This is a genomic window from Lentzea sp. NPDC102401 (assembly GCF_044765805.1).
Lineage (GTDB): Bacteria > Actinomycetota > Actinomycetes > Mycobacteriales > Pseudonocardiaceae > Lentzea > Lentzea sokolovensis.
In genome coordinates this window covers 203,435-220,764 of the sequence record NZ_JBIWKS010000015.1, presented here as the reverse complement: position 1 = coordinate 220,764, position 17,330 = coordinate 203,435, and the positions used below count along the sequence as shown (strand labels likewise).

Annotated in this window: 17 protein-coding genes; 6 read left to right on the top strand and 11 right to left on the bottom strand. The window is 69.9% G+C overall.

Annotated features, from left to right (window positions below; all coding sequences use genetic code 11):
- Positions 1–22: 22 nt before the first annotated feature.
- The 5 genes from ACIRG5_RS40030 to ACIRG5_RS40010 all read right to left on the bottom strand — a co-directional run bounded on the left by ACIRG5_RS40030 (position 23) and on the right by ACIRG5_RS40010 (position 3,765).
- Positions 23–991, bottom strand: a complete 969-nt coding sequence (locus ACIRG5_RS40030; protein ID WP_402915070.1) for a hypothetical protein — start codon at positions 989–991, stop codon at positions 23–25.
- The gene (locus ACIRG5_RS40025) at positions 988–1,722 is read right to left on the bottom strand and encodes an ABC transporter ATP-binding protein (RefSeq protein ID WP_402915068.1); all 735 of its coding nucleotides are present in this window, start codon (positions 1,720–1,722) and stop codon (positions 988–990) included. Before ACIRG5_RS40025 ends, ACIRG5_RS40030 begins: the two co-directional genes overlap by 4 nt.
- A gap of 67 nt (positions 1,723–1,789) precedes the next feature.
- Positions 1,790–2,419 carry a DUF4041 domain-containing protein gene (locus tag ACIRG5_RS40020; protein ID WP_402915066.1) on the bottom strand — a complete coding sequence of 210 codons (630 nt, stop codon included), beginning with the start codon at positions 2,417–2,419 and terminating at the stop codon, positions 1,790–1,792.
- Positions 2,420–2,494: 75 nt separating this feature from the next.
- Positions 2,495–3,253: an LLM class flavin-dependent oxidoreductase gene (locus ACIRG5_RS40015; RefSeq protein WP_402915064.1), complete on the bottom strand. Its 759-nt coding sequence runs from the start codon at positions 3,251–3,253 to the stop codon at positions 2,495–2,497.
- Positions 3,254–3,294: 41 nt separating this feature from the next.
- Positions 3,295–3,765 carry a hypothetical protein gene (locus tag ACIRG5_RS40010; protein ID WP_319978900.1) on the bottom strand — a complete coding sequence of 157 codons (471 nt, stop codon included), beginning with the start codon at positions 3,763–3,765 and terminating at the stop codon, positions 3,295–3,297.
- Between the two features lie 142 nt (positions 3,766–3,907).
- On the opposite strand from ACIRG5_RS40010, the gene ACIRG5_RS40005 reads away from it, so the two are divergent.
- A complete protein-coding gene (locus ACIRG5_RS40005) occupies positions 3,908–4,459 on the top strand; it encodes an NlpC/P60 family protein (RefSeq protein WP_319978899.1) in 552 nt (183 codons plus the stop codon).
- Here the strand turns inward: ACIRG5_RS40005 and ACIRG5_RS40000 are convergent.
- A complete protein-coding gene (locus tag ACIRG5_RS40000) occupies positions 4,449–7,283 on the bottom strand; it encodes a BTAD domain-containing putative transcriptional regulator (protein ID WP_402915061.1) in 2,835 nt (944 codons plus the stop codon). The genes ACIRG5_RS40005 and ACIRG5_RS40000 overlap by 11 nt on opposite strands.
- A gap of 191 nt (positions 7,284–7,474) precedes the next feature.
- Positions 7,475–7,969 carry a G/U mismatch-specific DNA glycosylase gene (gene mug, locus ACIRG5_RS39995; protein ID WP_402915059.1) on the bottom strand — a complete coding sequence of 165 codons (495 nt, stop codon included), beginning with the start codon at positions 7,967–7,969 and terminating at the stop codon, positions 7,475–7,477.
- A 38-nt stretch (positions 7,970–8,007) separates the two neighbouring features.
- Between mug and ACIRG5_RS39990 the strand changes: the two genes are divergently transcribed.
- The gene (locus ACIRG5_RS39990; RefSeq protein ID WP_402915057.1) at positions 8,008–8,469 is read left to right on the top strand and encodes an HAD domain-containing protein; all 462 of its coding nucleotides are present in this window, start codon (positions 8,008–8,010) and stop codon (positions 8,467–8,469) included.
- On the opposite strand, the gene ACIRG5_RS39985 is transcribed toward ACIRG5_RS39990, so the two are convergent.
- From ACIRG5_RS39985 to ACIRG5_RS39970, 4 genes are all read right to left on the bottom strand, one after another.
- Complete coding sequence (locus tag ACIRG5_RS39985; RefSeq protein WP_402915054.1) at positions 8,466–8,783, bottom strand: hypothetical protein; 318 nt, start codon at positions 8,781–8,783, stop codon at positions 8,466–8,468. The two genes, ACIRG5_RS39990 and ACIRG5_RS39985, sit on opposite strands and share 4 nt — an antisense overlap.
- 10 nt (positions 8,784–8,793) lie before the next feature.
- Complete coding sequence (locus ACIRG5_RS39980; RefSeq protein ID WP_402915052.1) at positions 8,794–9,249, bottom strand: hypothetical protein; 456 nt, start codon at positions 9,247–9,249, stop codon at positions 8,794–8,796.
- A 74-nt stretch (positions 9,250–9,323) separates the two neighbouring features.
- Positions 9,324–10,976, bottom strand: coding sequence for a bifunctional metallophosphatase/5'-nucleotidase (locus ACIRG5_RS39975; RefSeq protein ID WP_402915049.1), 1,653 nt, complete (start codon positions 10,974–10,976; stop codon positions 9,324–9,326).
- Positions 10,977–11,065: 89 nt separating this feature from the next.
- A complete protein-coding gene (locus tag ACIRG5_RS39970) occupies positions 11,066–11,569 on the bottom strand; it encodes a hypothetical protein (protein ID WP_402915046.1) in 504 nt (167 codons plus the stop codon).
- A gap of 109 nt (positions 11,570–11,678) precedes the next feature.
- Here ACIRG5_RS39970 and ACIRG5_RS39965 point away from each other — a divergent pair, with 109 nt between their 5' ends.
- Genes ACIRG5_RS39965 through ACIRG5_RS39950 form a run of 4 tightly spaced genes read left to right on the top strand, consistent with a single transcriptional unit; the run spans position 11,679 to position 17,330 of the window.
- The gene (locus tag ACIRG5_RS39965) at positions 11,679–12,404 is read left to right on the top strand and encodes a response regulator transcription factor (protein ID WP_319978891.1); all 726 of its coding nucleotides are present in this window, start codon (positions 11,679–11,681) and stop codon (positions 12,402–12,404) included.
- Entirely contained in the window at positions 12,382–13,776 is a 1,395-nt protein-coding gene (locus ACIRG5_RS39960; protein ID WP_402915042.1) for a sensor histidine kinase, read from the top strand. Before ACIRG5_RS39965 ends, ACIRG5_RS39960 begins: the two co-directional genes overlap by 23 nt.
- Before the next feature lie 18 nt (positions 13,777–13,794).
- Positions 13,795–15,516 carry an ArnT family glycosyltransferase gene (locus tag ACIRG5_RS39955; RefSeq protein WP_402915039.1) on the top strand — a complete coding sequence of 574 codons (1,722 nt, stop codon included), beginning with the start codon at positions 13,795–13,797 and terminating at the stop codon, positions 15,514–15,516.
- The gene (locus tag ACIRG5_RS39950; protein WP_402915036.1) at positions 15,513–17,330 is read left to right on the top strand and encodes an ArnT family glycosyltransferase; all 1,818 of its coding nucleotides are present in this window, start codon (positions 15,513–15,515) and stop codon (positions 17,328–17,330) included. Before ACIRG5_RS39955 ends, ACIRG5_RS39950 begins: the two co-directional genes overlap by 4 nt.

Below are 17,330 nucleotides of genomic sequence, written 5' to 3'. Positions count from 1 at the left end.
CCGTCCCCGCGATCGCCGTCCGTCACACCTGCCTGCGCACGGCCCACACCGAGCCGAGCACGAACAGCACCGCGAGCCCCGCGAAGATCGACGCCTCCAGCAGGTGCAACGTTGTCGCCTGGTCGACCGGGATGACGTCCGCGTACCGCTGCGCGAGCCCGTTCTCCCGGTAGCAGGCCGCGAAGTCCACCGCTCCCTGCGCGTCGGCCTTACCGACGCAGTTCATCATCGGCGTCGGATCCGCCACCACCGCGCCCTTGGCGTCCAGGAAGCCCGACTCCACCACCAGCGGACCGCGCTCGACCGTGCGGCCGTCCAGGTCGTCGGAGAGCACCCTGGTCGGCGCGATCAGGAACTCCCTCACCCCGCCGATCACGACCCGCACCACGATGAACAGGCCGAGCGTCAGCGTCATCGCCACGAGCGTCCGCTTGAACACCGCGCCCGCGAACATGCCGAGCGTGTAGGCGAAGAGCGTGTACGCGACCGGCGAGACCCCGTGAGCGTCGAACGTCGTGAAGTAGAACGGCCCCGTGCTCAGCGGTCCGAGCTGACCGGCCGCGTCCAGCCAGCTGTGCACGACCAGCTGGTAGACGACCACCACGACCAGGGCGGGCAGCGCGGCGACGACGAACTTGGTCGCCATCCAGCGCGTCCTGCTGACCGACTGCGTGAACGCCAGCGCGTGCGTGCCCTGCTCGAACTCCCGCGCGAACAGCGGCGCACCGACGAAAACGCCGATCAGCACGGGCGCGGCGAGCACCGTCGCCTCAGCGAGGTGCATCTTGTCGAACCAGGCGGTCTGGAACTCGTTCGCGGCAGGGCCGCCACAAGCGTCGAGCCCTTTGCCCACGCAGTCGAGGAGGTTGCCCGCGGTGAGGTCGGCGACCATCACGGCCCGCAGCAACAGGATCGCCACCACCGCCACGGCCAGCCCGGCGACGAGCGTGATGAACACGGGCCGCTGCTGACGCCACACGATCCAGGTCATGCCGCGACCTCCATCCGCATGTAGGCCAGCGCGAGCTGGCTGAGCGTCCGGTGCTCCGCGTGCGCTTGCAGCAGTGCGCTGACGTCACCCGCGAGCCGCACCCGGCCGTCGGCCAGCAGCACGAGGTGATCGCACACGTCTTCCAGCTCCGCCAGCACGTGCGACGACAACAGCACCGTGATCCCCTGCGTCCGGCTTTCCTGCACCAGCGTCTGCAGGACGCTCTCGCGCGCCAGCGGATCGAGATCGGCGAGCGGCTCGTCCAGCATCAGGAGTTTCGGTCGCTTCCCGAGCGCCAGCGCGAGCGCGACCCTCGTGCGCTGCCCACCGGACAACGTGCCGACCTTGGCCGCGAACGGCACCTGCGCCTTCTCGACCAGTTCCTCGGCGTACGCCTGATCCCACCCCGGATTGGCGTTGCGCCCGTACCGCAGCGTCTCCGTGACCGTGAACTGCGGGTACAACGGCTTGGCCTGCGTCAGGAACGCCACCGCCGGATGCATCCCACGCCCGTTCGGCGCGTCCCCGAACACCGAGATCCGGCCCGTCGTCGGCCGCAGCAACCCGGTGATCATGCCCATCAGCGTGCTCTTGCCGGCCCCGTTCGGCCCGACGAGCGCGACGATCCGGCCCGCCGGGATCTCGAGCGCGCAGTCACGCAACGCCCAGCCCCGCGAGTACTTCTTCCCCAGGTCCTCCGCCAGGACCGGCGGATGCTCCCTCTGTCCCATGCACACCACCGTAGCACCCTTTCACTAGTTACCTAGTGAAAGGGTGCTGAAGTGCGGTCTCAGCTGGTCAGGAGGCGATTCGGCGGGTGCGGCGGCTTTCCGCCTTGCGCTGCAGGTGGTCTGCGGTGAGTTCGAGTTCGTACGTGCGCAAGGCCTGGTAACGCGGCGAGACGCGGAGCGCGAACGTCCCGCTGAGGCGTTCGATCGCCGACGCCGAGCGATCGAGCCGCCTTCTCGCCGCGTCCAGGCCACCGGCTCGCAGCATGCGCAGGCAGTTCTCCGCCTCGCAGTTGTACGAGCGGAGCATCAGCGCGGACCAGTCCTCGACGAGCCTGCGGCCGGTCGCGTCCGATCCGTTGTAGGTGACCTGCCCGCCACCTTCGATCGCCGCGCCGGTCTTGATCAGGGTCTTCATCTCGTCGTGGATGAGGTCGAGCTGCGCCTGGTGGTCCGCGGCGGCGTCGGCGCGGAACACACCTGCCCGCTGGAAGGTCAGTTCTTCCTTCAGGGGCTGGAGTTCGGCGCGCGCGTTCTTGATCCGGTGCCGCAGCGCTACGAGTTCGGCACCGGCTCGGTCGACCTCTTCCAGCACGTCGGTCTGCGCTGACTGGGCATCACCGATTCGGGCGAGGAGTTCCTGCAGGCCCTCCACGGCCCGCTGCAGCTCTGCGATCCGGCGGTTCTTGCGCCCGAGCATGCTTACCTCCCCGAACAGCGACGAAAGGCCCATGACCGTTCCATCGCACGGAGGTATCCGCCGTTATCTACGACGCTATGCACTCACACCATCGAGTGATCCCACGAAACGAACGAACCCTTCGGGGTCCTCGCTCGTGGCGGACTGCTGCAAGATCACGCTGGTAGCGCCCGCTTCGGCCACCTGGGAGACCAGATCCGTGACGAACGCGCGGTCACGGGAGTCCGTCTCGACGTAGACGATCACCGGGTGCTCGCGGTTCGCCCTGACGGACCGGACCCGGTCGAGATCGGCCGACGCGTCGAGGATCGTGCCGTCGCCGACCTCGCCCGCCAGCGCCAGCGTCTTCAGGCCCAGCCCGCCCACGTAGATCGGCATCGGCGCGGCCGGCGGCCAGTCCAGCGCGACGCCCCGCAGCTTGACGTACCGGCCCTCCACGGTGACCCGTTCGCCGGCCAGCAGCGCCTTCAACGCCTCGGTGTACTCGCTCAGCAACGTCAGCGGCGACGCCACCCGTGCGCCGACCTGGCCCATCCAGTCCTGCACGCCGTGCCCGACACCGATCATGACGCGGCCGGGGAACAACCGGTCCAGCGTCGCGGCCTCCATCGCGGTGATCGCGACGTTGCGCAACGGCACCGGCAGCAGTCCGACGCCGACCTTCAGCCGGGAGGTCCAGGCCAGGGCGGCGGAAGCGCAGGCGATGCCGCTCTCCAGGAAGCAGTCCTCCCACAGCCACAACGAGTCCACACCGGACTCCTCCGCGGCCAGGACGACGGAACGCAGGTTCTCGGGCGGAAGCTGGGGCCGGTAGACGGCGCCGAGTGTGGTCACCCGACAACTACTACCGGCCCCCCGTCAACTGAGCAACAAACTCAGCAGCCGCAGCTGTGGTACGTGACGTCCCAGTGGTTCGACTCGAGGTAGTAGATGTTGCCCGCGTTCGACTTCCACTTGTTGCCGCCGATGGACGAGAAGCTGCCCTTGATGTAGTTCGTGACGCAGCTGGTCAGTCGGTAGTCCACCTTGTACCCGTTCCAGTGCGAGTACGTGCCCGACGCGTGGCCGGTCTCCGTGCCGCCGGTGATGGTCAGCGCACAGCCCGACGCGCTCTTGAACGTCTTGGCACCCGCGATGGTCGTCTGGTTGATCTGCTCGAACGAGGTGCAGTTCGACTGGTTGCGGTTGCTGCAACCACCACTGGACGTCCAGCTGATGCCGGCCGCGCTCAGCTGCGCGGTCGCCTGCGAGTGGGTGTACTTGGCCGGGGCCGCCGACGCGACGGACGCGCCCATGATCAGAGCGGCGAACATCGCGATCACGGCTGCGATCGTGCGAACGAACATGTGCTCTCTCCTTATGCCCAAGGTGCCGCGAAAGCTAGGAAGGAGCGGTAAAGGAACGCCTAAATCGGCTTTAGGCCGTTCTTTGGCGCCACGGTGGACAGTTCCGGTCATCACCAACAGCAAGTCGATCGGAGCTACACACATGCGCATTCGCCACGCCGTCGCGGCGACCGCGATCTCGCTGGGGCTGCTGGGTGGCCTGAGCGGCATCGCCCAGGCCGCACCGGAGGGTCCTGCCGAGCAGGAGACCGCCATCTCGCAGGTCGAGGCGGCGGCCGGATACGGCGGCTCGATCTCCCGCACCGAGGTCATCAAGCGCGCCAAGGACTGGTGGGACCGCAAGGTTCCGTACAGCCAGTCGGCTTACGCCTGGGACATCGGCAAGGGCAAGAAGTACCGCACGGACTGCTCCGGCTTCGTGTCCATGACGTGGAAGCTGACGACGAGCCGCAACACGTCCACTTTGGACGAGGTCGCCACCAAGATCTCCTGGGCGAACCTCAAGCCGGGCGACATGATCCTGCGCAACGGCCACGTGAAGCTGTTCGAGAAGTGGGCGAACACGGCGAAGACGTCCGCGTGGATCTACGAAGAGGGCAGCACCGCCACCGACATGGACCACGAGACCGTGACGATCTCTTCGCTCAAGAGCGGTGGCTACGCCCCGTGGAAGTACAAGAAGATCACCGGCTGAGTGCACGCGAGGCCCACTGAGCAGGCCACTGGTGCACCTCCCCCATCTCTCTGGTGCCCAGTCGTGTGAAGAGCTCCGCGGCCTCGCGCCAGGAGCGGTCCGCGCCTTCGACGTCCCCCAGACAGGCGTGGACCGCTCCCAGGTCCCGAAGTGTCCGAGCCCGCCACAGCGGCAGGCTCAGGTCGTTCCACACCGGCAGCAGGTCCGTCAGCACCACCCGCGCGCCGGCGTGGTCGCCCGCCGCGAGCCGCCACTCCCCCGTCGTGCGGCGGACGAGCGCCTCGCCGAACCGGTCGCCGACGTCGCGGCAGCCGTCCAGCGCCTGCCGCAGCAGCACTTCCGCCGGGTCGAACAAACCCCTGCGCAGCAACACCTTCGCCCACGCCTGGGCGGTGTAGCAGCCGAGCAGCTCGTCGCCGGTGCCCGCGACCATCTCGTGGGCGCGCCGGATGTGGTCCTCGGCGAGGTCCAGCTCACCGCGAGCGCGGTGCACGAGCCCGATCCCGCGGGCGGCCAGTGCCTCGCCCCTGCGGCTGCGCGCCTGGCGGTAGATCGACTCGGCGAGGCGGAGAGTCTCGAACGAACCCTCGTCGTCGCCGAGTTCCCGTTTGATGGAGCCGATTCCGTACAGCGCGTGTGCTTCGCCTTCGAGGTCCTGCGACTTCATCAGCTCACGCGCCCGGTCGAGCGCCTCCAGCGCGCACGGGTACTGGCCGAGATCGCGGCACACCATGCCGATGCCGTTCATCGCCACGGCCTCGCCGCGCTGGTCGCCCATGTTCACGAACAACGTCTGCGCGGTGTCGAACCACGACCGCGCCTCGACCAGGTTGTCGCGCTTGTAGTGCATCTGCCCGAGGCTGCACCGCAGCACCGCCTCCAGGCGCAGATCTCCGGTCCTCCACACGGCCTCCAGCGCCGCCGTGTGTGTTCGTTCCCAGGCCTCGTAGCGGTTCCTGAGCCCGAACCAGGCGAACACCAGCACCTCGGCCAGCTGTGAGGCGATCTCCGCGAGACCGAGCTCCGCCGCGCGTTCCACGAGCCTGGTCAGCAACGACTCCTCGCGCGCGAACCAGGCGTCCTTGTCGGTCGGGCGCGCCGCCGTCGCGACGATGCCCAGCGAGTCCTGCATGCGCGGCACGGCGAGGAAGAGCTGCTCGGTCAGTCCATCCACAGTGGACAGAGCGGCGACCACTGCCCTTCTGACGACGTCTTCCCGTTCCTGCTGCCGGTCCTCCGCCTCGGCGAGCTCACGGGCGTGCAGCCGCACCAGCTCGTGCATCCGGTACCGCGCGCTGCCGATGACGTCGAGCAGCCGCGCGTCCACGAGCTGGTCGAGCACGTCCTCGTCCAGCAGGTGCACCCACAGGAAGCTCGGCACCTCGGGCAGCCCGAGGAACCCGAAGATCCGGTACGCGCGGCGGACGTTCTCGTCGAGCGCCCGGTAGGTCAGCTCCAGGCCGGCCCGCACCGCGAGGTCGTCCGCGACCAGCTCGTCGAGCCGGCTGCGTTCGTCGGAGAGCCTTCTGACCAGCTTCGACACCGGCCAGTGCGCGCGACCGGCCAGCCGCGCGCCGGTGATCCGCACCGCGAGCGGCAGGTACCCGCACAGCCGCGCGACCTCCTGCGCCTGGTCGGGTTCGGCGGAGACCCGGTCGTCGCCGAGGATGCGCTGGAGCAGGGTGACGGCCTCGTCGCTGCTCAGCACGTCCAGCGGGATGCGCCGCACGCCCTCGAGCCCGCACAACCGGCTGCGGCTCGTGATCAGCGTCAGGCAGCCGGGACTGCCTGGCAGCAGCGGCCGGACCTGCGAGACGCTCGTGACGCCGTCCAGCACGATCACCACGCGCCGACCGCCGACCGTGGCCCGCCACAGCGCCGCGCGTTCCTCGGCGGACTCCGGAATCCGTTCGCTCGGCACGTCCATCGCGCGCAGCAACGCGTCGAGAGCCCCGGACGGCGAGTGCAGGTCGACGAACAGCTGCCCGTCCGGATACCGGTCGGCGAGCCGATGCGCCGCGTGCACCGCGAGCGCCGACTTGCCGACGCCGGTGGGTCCCTCGATCCACCAGACGCCGCCGTCGCTGTCGAGGAGCCTGCTCAGCTCCCTGTTGCGCCCGGTGAAGTCGCCCGCGTCGCGCGGCAGGTAGTTGCGGCGGCTGTCCCGCGAGCCCTCCAGCACGTCGCGGTAGAGCTGCTGGAGCTGCTCGCCCGGCTCGACCCCGAGCTCGTCGACGAGCACCTTGCGCGTCTCGCGGAACACCCGCATGGCGTCCGCGCGGCGCCCGGCCCGCGTGAGGGCGGTCATGAGCTGCCCGCGCAGCCGTTCGGCCAGCGGGTACTCGGCGACGAACGCCCCGAGCCGGTCGATCAGCTCGGCGTGCCGGCCCAGCGCCAGTTCGGCGTCGACCCACGCCTCGGCGGCCGCGAGCCGTTGCACGTCGAGCGTCTGCGCGAACACCACCGGCGTGCCGCGCCAGAGCCGCAGCGCCTGGTCGAGGACCTCGGCCTTGACCTTGAGGTCGGCCTCGTCACCCGCCCTGGCCACGAGCCCGCGGAACGCGTGCAGGTCGACGCTCCCGGGGTCGGCGTTGAGCACGTAGCCCGCGGCCCGGTGCTCGACCGGCAGCCCGGAGCGGCGCAGGCTGGAGATGTGGACCTGCAGCGACTTGCGCGCCTGCGGCGGCGGCTCCTCGCCCCAGATGAGATCGATGAGCCGTTCGACGGGCACGATCCTGCCGCACTCGACCGCCAGGACGGCTAGGATCTGCGCGGGCTTCGGCGGCACGGACGGCTCGACCGGCCCGAGAATCCTGATCTCCACTGCGCCCCCACCAGTGTTGAACATTCACCAAGTTCTGCACGGCATTGCCAAACTTTGACGCATTCCGATGCGCGGGGGTTCCACTTCGGAGTGAATGCACTCGAACGGACGCAGATCTGGATGCAACCAGACCAGAGCCCACTCCGTCCAGCCCACTTTCAGTGGGCATGAATGTGAACTTTTGTTCTGTTCTAGAGGCTGGCTTTGAGTCGCCCGAACTCCTGCGCCAACGCCGGCAACTGCCAGTGCGCGTTCAGCCCGCTCGGATTCGGCAGGACCCACACCCGAGCACCGCCCACGGTGTCCTGCTGCGCCCCGACCTGCGCCTTCTTGCGGCCGAAGGCAGCACGATAGACCGTCACGCCGAGTACCGCGAGAACCTTCGGTGAATACCTCTCGACCTTTTCAGCGAGCTCGATCCCACCCTGAAGCATTTCGTCAATTGTTAATTCGTCGGCTTTGGCACTGGGCCGCGCGACGACGTTCGTGATGCCCAGACCGAGGTCGAGCAGCTTCTCCTGCTCGGCGGGCGCGAACTGGGACGGCGTGAAGCCGGACAAATGAAGGGCGGGCCAGAACCGGTTTCCCGGCCGCGCGAAGTGGTGCCCGGTCGCCTCCGACACGAGGCCGGGGTTGATGCCGCAGAAGAGCACGTCGAGCCCGGGCTTGATCACGTCGGCAATCACGTGGCCAAGCCTACGAGGTGCGCCGTAGCGTGCCCGTCGTGGCCGCGCTCCCGATCCTGTTCCTCGACGTCGACGGCCCGCTGCTCCCCTTCGGCGACGGCGTCCCGGGCACTCCAGGCCTCGCACGACTCGACCCCGCGCACGGCCCGTGGCTCACAGCACTGCCGTGCGAACTGATGTGGGCCACGACCTGGATGGACGACGCCAACACGCACATCGCGCCCCTGCTCGGCCTGCCGACGCTGCCGGTCGCGATCTGGCCGGACGACCCGGCCGCCGAAGCCGCCGACGCGCGCCAGGGCCTGCACTGGAAGACCCGCGGCCTGGTCGCGCAGGCGGGCACGAGGCCGTTCGTCTGGGTGGACGACGAGATCGGCGAGAAGGACCGCGCCTGGGTCGCCCAGCACCACGGCACAGCACTGCTGCACAAGGTCGACCCGCGGCACGGCCTGACCGACGCGGACTACCTCGAACTCGACGCCTGGCTGCGCGAACGCTAGGCGCCGGCCGGGACGCGCGGGCGGGGCGTCCACATCGTGTAGCCGGCGCGGCGGGCGTCCTCCGGCGAGTGGAAGAACGCGTCGCCCTTCATGCGCTTGTAGTAGGGCGATTCGGGGGTGTGGAACATCATCGTGCGCGAGTTCGCCTTGATCGCGGGGGTGACGGCGGCGGGCTCCTCCATGATCGACAGAGGTGCGGCGTCCTGGGCGGCGGTGGTGGACGCGCGGGAGCGCATGGTGAGCCAGGTCAGCACGACGCCGGCGAGGAAGGCGCCCGCGCACAGCAGGAACATCTGGAAGAAGAACCCGAACACCGAACAGCTCCTAGCCCGTAGTCGTGAAGTCCTCGTCGACGCGCAGTCCGGGAGCGGCCGAGCGCAGTGCGTCGCTCAGCGAGCCCGCGTGCTCCGGGTCCGCGACGCGTGCCGACGCGGTCAGGTGTCCGACGCGCACGACACCGGTGAAGTCGGTGACGTCCCGGTCCAGCACGGCCCCGAGCAGCGCGGCGGCCACCGCCGGGGAGACGGGCAGGCGTTCACCGGCGTCGGGGGTGATCACGTCGGTGATCCGGTAGGCGGTCAGCGCGCGCACGGCGTCCACGACCTCCTGGCGTTCCCGCGCGGACGCGGCGGTGCCCGCCAGCACGATCTCCGACGACCGCACCGCGAGCAGCAGGTGGCCGGCGGGCACGCCAGGGGCGGGGTGCGCGACGAGACCCACCGCGGCGAGCAACGCCGGCACGACGAGGGCGCAGACGAAGACGCGGAGCGGCAACTGCACGGGGCTGGCCTATCTCATTCGGCCGACCGGGTGCCACCACCTGCACCGGAACCCCCAGGACACCGCACCCGAATTCACTCGTTCGTGGAGACCACGACAGGTTCGCCGGACGCCACCAGACGCCAGTCCGAGCCCGCGAAGTCGGCGGGATCGAGCACGCCCGCGGCCTTCACCCAGTCGATCAGCAGCTGCCGGATCTCCTGCTGCTGGTTGTGCAGCACGGGCGCCGAGGCGATGTGCGGGAAGTCGCCGCCGCCCGCCTGCCGGTAGTTGTTCACGGCCACCGCGAACTCGAACGAGTCCGCCACCGGCTCACCGCCGAAGCGAAGATCCACGATCCGGGACCCGACCGGCTGCGAGATGTCGACGTCGTAGGTCAGCGGCGCGGACAGCCCGTAGGCGATGTCGAAGTTGTAGTCCGGCACGTCGGCGGACAGTTCGGCCGCCGAGAACGGGCCGGGACCGGACACCTGCGGGAAGTACCGCGCCGACTCCTCCAGGAAGTCGCGCAGGTGCCCGCCGGTCATCCGCACGCCCACCAGCGTGTTGTCGAAGATGTAGAGCCCGGCGACGTCCCGCAGGGACACCTCCCCCGCCGGAATCGCGGCGGCCCGGTTGAAGGGCGCGCACAACGACAGCACCGGCAGCGACGTGGACTTCGCGACCTCCAGCGCCTGCACGTGGTTGATGAACCGCAACGCGGGCGTGTCCTCGAACCGCGACCGCGAAGCCGACATCGCCGACGCACACGTGCCGACCCGTCCGTTGACGTACGACACGACCCGCTCGTGGTCGTGCCGCAGCAGCCGCACGATCCGCGGGTCCTCCGCCACGGTGGCCGACGACAGCACGGACGACCGCGACTCGGCCAGCTCCCAGCGCCCGTCGTAGCGCAGGTCGAACTCCATCACCGACAACCGCTTGCCCGAGTACAGCGGCTCGGTCAGCAGCACCGGCCGCCCGGTCACCTTGTTCGTCACGAACCGCGACGGGATCTCCACGTGCGCGTGCCCGACCAGCACCGCGTCGATCCCCGGCACCGTCTCCGCCAGCAGCTCGGAGCAGTTCTCCGGGAACGGCACCTGGTCGCCCAGCGACGACGACAGGTCGGCCCCGGAGTGCGCCACCACGATCACCAGGTCGGACTTGTGCCGGATCTCCGGCACCCAGTGCAGCGCCTGCTCCACCAGCCCGGGGAACGTCAGCACGCCGTCGACGTGGACGCGGTCCCACACCGCGATCCCGGGGTTCGTCAGCCCGAGGATCCCGACCCGCAACGGCGCCCCGCCCGTCAGCCACACGGTCTTCACCACGTACGGCTGGAACGCGGGCTGGCCCGTGGCCACGTCCAGCGCGTTGGCCGCCAGCAGCGGGAACTCCAGCTGCCGTTCGAAGGTCCGCAGCACCGGCAGCCCGTAGTTGAACTCGTGGTTGCCCAGCGCGGCGGCCGTGTAGCCGATGGCGTTCATCGCGGCGGCCATCGGATGGACGTGCGCACCGCGCGTGATCGGCTCGACCTTCGCGTAGTAGTACGCCAGCGGTGTGCCCTGGATGGTGTCACCGGCGTCGAGCAGCAACGTCCGCTGGCGACCCACGGCGGCACGCACGTCGTTCACGAGCGTCGAGATCTTCGCGAGCCCGACGTCGTTGTGCGCGAAGTCGTCGAACTCGCGGTTGAGGTAGTAGTCCCAGTTGAAGAGATTGCCGTGCAGGTCTGTCGACCCCATCACAGTCAGTGTGAACGTGCGCACGCCGCTCACCTCCGGTTGTGGTCGGGCTGATCACCCGACCATAACCGCTCACACTTGACCCCAAATCACCTCGTGGGAGGGGTCTGCCCGTTCCGCTGACCGCGCTGACCAGGTTCGACCACGCTGGACGCGACGGACTTGCCGTCCTCTGTGGTGGCGATCACGGTCACCGTGTCCCCCTTCTCGACACCTTCGGCCACGGTGTCGGCGTCGATCACGTACGTCTTCGTGAAGCCGTCGGTGGACTTCACCTCGATGGACGAGTCACTGAGCGCGGTGACCTCACCGGACTGGAACTCGCCGTGCGTCGCCGTGCCGAACCCGAGGCCGCCGCGCATGCCGCCGCCACCGTCCGGCGGCATTCCGCCCATGCCGCCGGGTCCCATGCCGCCGGCTCCGGTCTGCTGGTTCGTACCGCTCGCGGCGTAGATCGCGACGCCACCGGCACCGGCGATCGCGACGGCGATGGCCACGGCCGCCACCGTCTTCTTCGCGGTCCACGCGGGGCGCGCCGCGGGCTCTGCTGCGGGCTGGGGTGCGCCCCACTCCGGGGGCTGTTGTTCGGTCATGACAGTCACAGTGGCGGCGCCGGCTGTGCCGAACCTGTGCCTGACGTAGGCACGACCTGTGCGCATCGCTCACAGCTGGTACACAGGATCCGCGTTCACGATGGGAGCCATGCGCGCGATGAAGACCGAACTCCGCAGGCCGGACGGGCAGCCGGTCCGGGTGCTCGTCGTCGACGACGAGTCCACTCTGGCCGAGCTGATGTCGATGGCGCTGCGCATGGAGAAGTGGGACGTGCGCACGGCTCTCGACGGGACGACGGCGGTGCGGACCGCCCGCGAGTTCCGCCCGGACGTGGTGGTGCTGGACGTGATGCTGCCGGACTTCGACGGCTTCGAGGTGCTGCGCCGGATGCGTGCCGAGGCACCGATCCTGCCGGTGTTGTTCCTGACGGCGAAGGACGCCGTGGAGGACCGCATCGCCGGGCTCACCGCAGGCGGCGACGACTACGTCACCAAGCCGTTCTCGCTGGAGGAGGTCGTGCTGCGGCTGCGCGCACTGCTGCGGCGCACCGGCGTGACCGACGCGGACGCGGGCACCAGGCTGATCGTCGGCGACCTGTCGCTGAACGAGGAGACGCGCGAGGTCGAACGCGCCGGCGCCTCGATCGATCTGACGGCGACGGAGTTCGAACTGCTGCGCTACCTGATGCGCAACCCGAAGCGCGTGCTGAGCAAGGCCCAGATCCTGGACCGCGTGTGGAGCTACGACTTCGGCGGCCAGGCGAACATCGTCGAGCTCTACATCTCGTACCTGCGCAAGAAGATCGACGCCGGGCGCACCCCGATGATCCACACGATGCGAGGCGCCGGTTATGTCCTCAAGCCTGCGACCTAGAACGCTGCGGGCGAAGCTGGTCTCCGGCCAGATCGTCCTGCTCACCGCGCTGTGCCTGGTGATCGGCGGGGTCTCCGTGCTCGCGCTGCACGCGTTCCTCATGAACAACCTCGACCGCCAGATCACGAATCTCCGGCCGCCACCGCCCGGTTCCCCGTACACCACCCCCGGCATCAACGCGCGGGTCGGGCGCGACGGCACCATCAGCGGCACGATCGAACTGCCCGGCACCCAGCAGGCACGCCTGCTCACCGACGACGAGATCGCGGTGCTGGAGGCGACGCCGTCCGGTCCGCACACCGTCGATCTGGGCGACGCCGGGGAGTTCCGGGTGGTCTCCGACAGGTTCGGGATCAAGGGACTGTCGCTGACGACCGTCACGGACATCGTGTGGCAGATGGTGTGGATCCTCGCCGGGCTCCTGGTCGCGGGCGTGGCCGCGGTGGCGTTGGCGGGCCGGGTGATCGTGCGACGCGCACTGGTGCCGCTGGACCGTGTCGCCGAGACCGCCGCACGCGTCTCCGAACTCCCGTTGCACGAGGGCGAGGTCGCCCTCGCCGAACGCGTGCCGGAGGAGGACACCGATCCGGCCACCGAGGTCGGCAAGGTCGGCCTCGCGCTGAACAAGCTGCTCGGCCACGTCGGCGAGGCGCTGAAAGCCAGGCACGACAGCGAGACGAGGGTCCGGCAGTTCGTCGCCGACGCCTCGCACGAACTCAGAACGCCCCTCGCCGCCATCCGCGGTTACGCCGAACTGACCCGCCGCACCGACGCCGACCTGCCGCCCGAGGTCACCCACGCGATGGGCCGGGTCGAGTCCGAGGCCGTGCGGATGACGTCGCTGGTCGAGGACCTGCTGCTGCTCGCGCGCCTGGACGCCGGAAGACCGTTGGAGAGCAAGGACGTCGACCTCTCCAGGCTGGTGCTGGACGTCGTCGGCGACGCCAGGATCGCGGGCCCCGAGCACAGCTGGAAGCTCGCGCTGCCCGACCAGCCCGTGACGGTTCCCGGTGACGTGCAGCGACTGCACCAGGTCATCGGCAACCTGCTGTCCAACGCCCGCGCGCACACCCCACCGGGCACCACCGTCACGACCGGCCTGTCCGTCCACAACGGACAGGTGGACCTGACCGTCACCGACGACGGCCCTGGCATCCCCGAGGGCCTGGAGGTCTTCGAACGGTTCGCGCGCGGCGACTCCTCGCGTTCACGGGCGGCGGGAAGCACCGGGCTGGGGCTGTCGATCGTGTCGGCCGTGGTCGGCGCGCACGACGGCGACGTGTCCGTCACGAGCAAGCCAGGACGCACGACGTTCACGGTCTCGTTGCGCACAGGTCGTTCACAGCGGAAGCACACGACCGACCCAGGCTAGGCCGCGACTCTCGTCCCCATGAGACGAGAACGCCTGGCGCTGGCGGTCCTGCTGATCGCGACCGGCGCGCTGTACCTGTGGCGGCTGGGGGACTCGGGCTGGGCCAACGCCTACTACTCCGCCGCCGCGCAGGCCGGTGCGACGAGCTGGAAGGCGTGGTTCTTCGGCTCGTCGGACGCCTCGAACGCGATCACCGTCGACAAGACGCCCGCCTCGCTGTGGGTGATGGGCCTGTCCGCGCGGCTGTTCGGCGTCAACGCGTGGAGCATCCTGGTGCCGCAGGCGTTGATGGGCGTCGGCAGCGTCTGGCTGCTGCACGCGACGGTGCGCCGCTGGTTCTCCCCCGCGGCCGCGCTGATCTCGGGGGCCGTGCTCGCGCTGACGCCGGTCGCGGTGCTGATGTTCCGCTTCAACAACCCGGACGCGTTGCTGGTCCTGCTGATGGTCGCGGGCGCCTACTGCGTGACCCGCGCGGTCGAGAAGGCCAGTCCGTTCTGGCTCGCGCTCGCGGGCGTGGCGGTCGGGTTCGGCTTCCTCACCAAGATGTTGCAGGCGTTCCTGGTGCTGCCGGCGTTCGCACTGGTGTACCTGCTCGCCGCCCCGATCTCCACGGGTAAGAAGCTCCTGCACCTGGCCGGCGCGTTCGGCGCCATGGTCGTCGCGGGCGGCTGGTGGATCGTCGCCGTCGAACTGACGCCGGACCGGCCCTACATCGGCGGGTCGCAGACGAACAGCGTGCTCGAACTGACCTTGGGCTACAACGGTTTCGGCCGCCTGACCGGTGACGAGGTCGGTAGCGTCGGCGGTGGGCGCGGCTGGGGATCGGCGGGGTGGAGCCGCCTGCTGGGCGCGGAGATGGGCAGTCAGATCGCGTGGCTGCTGCCGGCCGCGGTGGTGCTGCTGGTCGCCGGGCTGTGGCTGACGAAGGGCCGCGCCCGCACCGCGCTCGCGCTGTGGGGCGGCTGGCTCGTCGTCACCGCCGGGGTGTTCAGCTTCATGAACGGGATCATCCACTCCTACTACACCGTGGCGCTGGCTCCCGCGATCGCCGCCGTCGTCGGCATCGCGGCCACCGAACTCTGGGACCGCCGGAGCGAACCCGTTGCGGCAGCGGTGCTTTCGGGTTCCGTCGCGCTGAGCGCGCTGCAGTGCTACGTGCTGATCAACGAGTTCTCCACGCCCGTCGCGGTGCTGGTGCTGATGACGGGCCTGAGCGCCGCGGTCGGCCTGGTGCTGTCGATGCGCTGGGCCATCCCGGTCGCGCTCATCGCCGCGTTGCTCGGCCCCACCACGTACTCCTTCGCCACCGTCACCACCCCGCACACCGGCGCGCTGCCCGTGGCGGGCCCGCCGAACGGCCGGATGGGCGGCATGGGCGGCGGACTGCTCGACGCCACGACACCGGACGCCGAGGTCGTGACCCTGTTGCAGGACAACGCGAGCACCTACAGGTGGGCCGCCGCGACGATCGGCTCCAACAACGCGGCCGGACTCCAGCTCGCGAGCGGGCAGCCGGTCATGGCGCTCGGCGGCTTCAACGGCACCGATCCCGCGCCGACCCTGGAGCAGTTCCAGGAACTGGTCCGAAGTGGACAGATCCACTACTACGTCGCGGCAGGCCGGATGATGCAGGGCGAGAGCGGCAGCGACGCCGCCCACGACATCGCCGCGTGGGTCGCCGAGAACTACACCGCGACCACCGTCGCCGGTGCCACCCTCTACCCACTGGACGCGTCATGACCGCCACCCTCGCCCCTGCGCCCGTCGCGCCACCGAAGCCGCAACAGCGCCGGGACACGAAGACGGTGCACCGCATCGCCTTCCTCGGCCTGCTCGCCGGTACCGCCGTGCTGTACCTGTGGAACCTCACCGCGTCCGGCTACGGCAACGAGTTCTACGCGGCGGCCACCCAGGCGGCGTCGCAGAGCTGGAAGGCGTTGCTGTTCGGCTCGCTCGACCCCGGCAACACGATCACGGTCGACAAGCCGCCCGCGTTCCTGTGGGTCAGCGGCCTGTTCGCGAAGGCGTTCGGCTTCTCCAGCTGGGCCGTGCTCGCCCCGCAGGCGCTGGAAGGCGTTGCGGCGGTGGGACTCCTGTACGCGACGGTCAAGCGCACGTCCGGCCCGGCCGCGGCGTTGTTCGCCGGTGCGGCCTTCGCGCTCACGCCGGTGGCCACGCTGATGTTCCGGTTCAACCTGCCGGACGCGCTGCTGGTGCTGCTGATGGTCGCGGCCGCGTACTGCACGGTGCGGGCGCTGGAGAAGGCGAGCCCGCTGTGGCTGGCGCTCGCGGGCTCGGCGATCGGCTTCGCGTTCCTCACCAAGATGCTGCAGGCGTTCCTGGTGCTGCCCGCACTCGCGCTGGCCTACCTGATCGCGGCTCCCACCTCACCGCTCAAGCGGTTCCTGCACCTGCTCGGCGCCGGTGTCGCGATCGTCGTCTCGGCCGGGTGGTTCATCGCGCTGGTCGAGCTGTGGCCGGCGGACAGCCGCCCGTACATCGGCGGGTCGACCAACAACTCGCTGTGGGAACTGGCCATCGGCTACAACGGGCTCGGCCGCATCTTCGGCGGTTCCGGCGGCGGTCCCGGCGGTGGCGGAATGGGCGGCAACGGCAACATCGGCTTCGGCGGTGAAACGGGCATCGGGCGGTTGTTCGGCGCCAGCATGGGCCCGGAGATCTCCTGGCTGCTGCCCGCCGCGGTGATCGGACTGGGTGCCGGACTGTGGTTCCTGCGCCGCGCGCCCCGCACTGACCGCACGCGTGCGGCGCTGGTGGTGTGGGGCGGCTGGGTGCTCGTGAGCGGCGCGGTGTTCAGCTTCATGAGCGGCATCACGCACCCGTACTACACGGTCGCTCTGGCGCCCGCGATCGCCGCGGTGGTCGGCATCGCCGGACGTGAACTGTGGCGCGGCCGTGGCCACTTCCCGGTGCGGATGGCGTTGACCGCGATGGTCGCGGCGACCGGCGTGTGGGGCTTCATCCTGCTCGACCGCACGCCGGACTGGACGCCGTGGCTGCGCTGGGTCCTGCTGGCCGTCACCGCGCTCGCCGTGTTCGCGCTGGTGTTCGGACTGAACGGACGCCGCTGGATCGCGGCCGCGCTGGTGGTCGCCGCGTTGCTCGGCACGTCTGGCTACGCGTTCGCCACCGCCGCGACGACGCACAGCGGGTCGATCCCGTTGTCCGGCCCGCGTTCCCAGCAGGGCGGCGGCACGGGCATGCGGGAAGGCGGCTCGCCGACGGAGGTCGTGCAACTGCTGAAGGCCACGGACACCGAGTGGGCGGCCGCGACGACCGGCGCCCAGAGCGCGGCGTCGCTGCAGCTGGCGTCCGGGCGGTCGGTGATCGCGATCGGTGGCTGGAACGGCAGCGATCCCGCGCCGACCCTGGACGAGTTCAAGGCGCTCGTCGCGCAGGGCAAGGTGCGGTACTACGTCGAAGGTGGCGGCGGCGGACGGGGTGGCGGCAGCGAGATCGCCGAGTGGGTCGCGGCGACCTTCCAGTCCACGACCGCGGGCGGCCAGACCCTCTACGACCTGACCACGGGCTGA

Bases quoted from the DNA above. Each gene is read 5' to 3' on its own strand.
- ACIRG5_RS40030 (WP_402915070.1), bottom strand. From the start codon at position 991: ATGACCTGGATCGTGTGGCGTCAGCAGCGGCCCGTGTTCATCACGCTC.
- ACIRG5_RS40025 (WP_402915068.1), bottom strand. From the start codon at position 1,722: ATGGGACAGAGGGAGCATCCGCCGGTCCTGGCGGAGGACCTGGGGAAG.
- ACIRG5_RS40020 (WP_402915066.1), bottom strand. From the start codon at position 2,419: ATGCTCGGGCGCAAGAACCGCCGGATCGCAGAGCTGCAGCGGGCCGTG.
- ACIRG5_RS40010 (WP_319978900.1), bottom strand. From the start codon at position 3,765: ATGTTCGTTCGCACGATCGCAGCCGTGATCGCGATGTTCGCCGCTCTG.
- ACIRG5_RS40005 (WP_319978899.1), top strand. From the start codon at position 3,908: ATGCGCATTCGCCACGCCGTCGCGGCGACCGCGATCTCGCTGGGGCTG.
- ACIRG5_RS39975 (WP_402915049.1), bottom strand. From the start codon at position 10,976: ATGGGGTCGACAGACCTGCACGGCAATCTCTTCAACTGGGACTACTAC.
- ACIRG5_RS39970 (WP_402915046.1), bottom strand. From the start codon at position 11,569: ATGACCGAACAACAGCCCCCGGAGTGGGGCGCACCCCAGCCCGCAGCA.
- ACIRG5_RS39965 (WP_319978891.1), top strand. From the start codon at position 11,679: ATGCGCGCGATGAAGACCGAACTCCGCAGGCCGGACGGGCAGCCGGTC.
- ACIRG5_RS39960 (WP_402915042.1), top strand. From the start codon at position 12,382: ATGTCCTCAAGCCTGCGACCTAGAACGCTGCGGGCGAAGCTGGTCTCC.
- ACIRG5_RS39955 (WP_402915039.1), top strand. From the start codon at position 13,795: ATGAGACGAGAACGCCTGGCGCTGGCGGTCCTGCTGATCGCGACCGGC.
- ACIRG5_RS39950 (WP_402915036.1), top strand. From the start codon at position 15,513: ATGACCGCCACCCTCGCCCCTGCGCCCGTCGCGCCACCGAAGCCGCAA.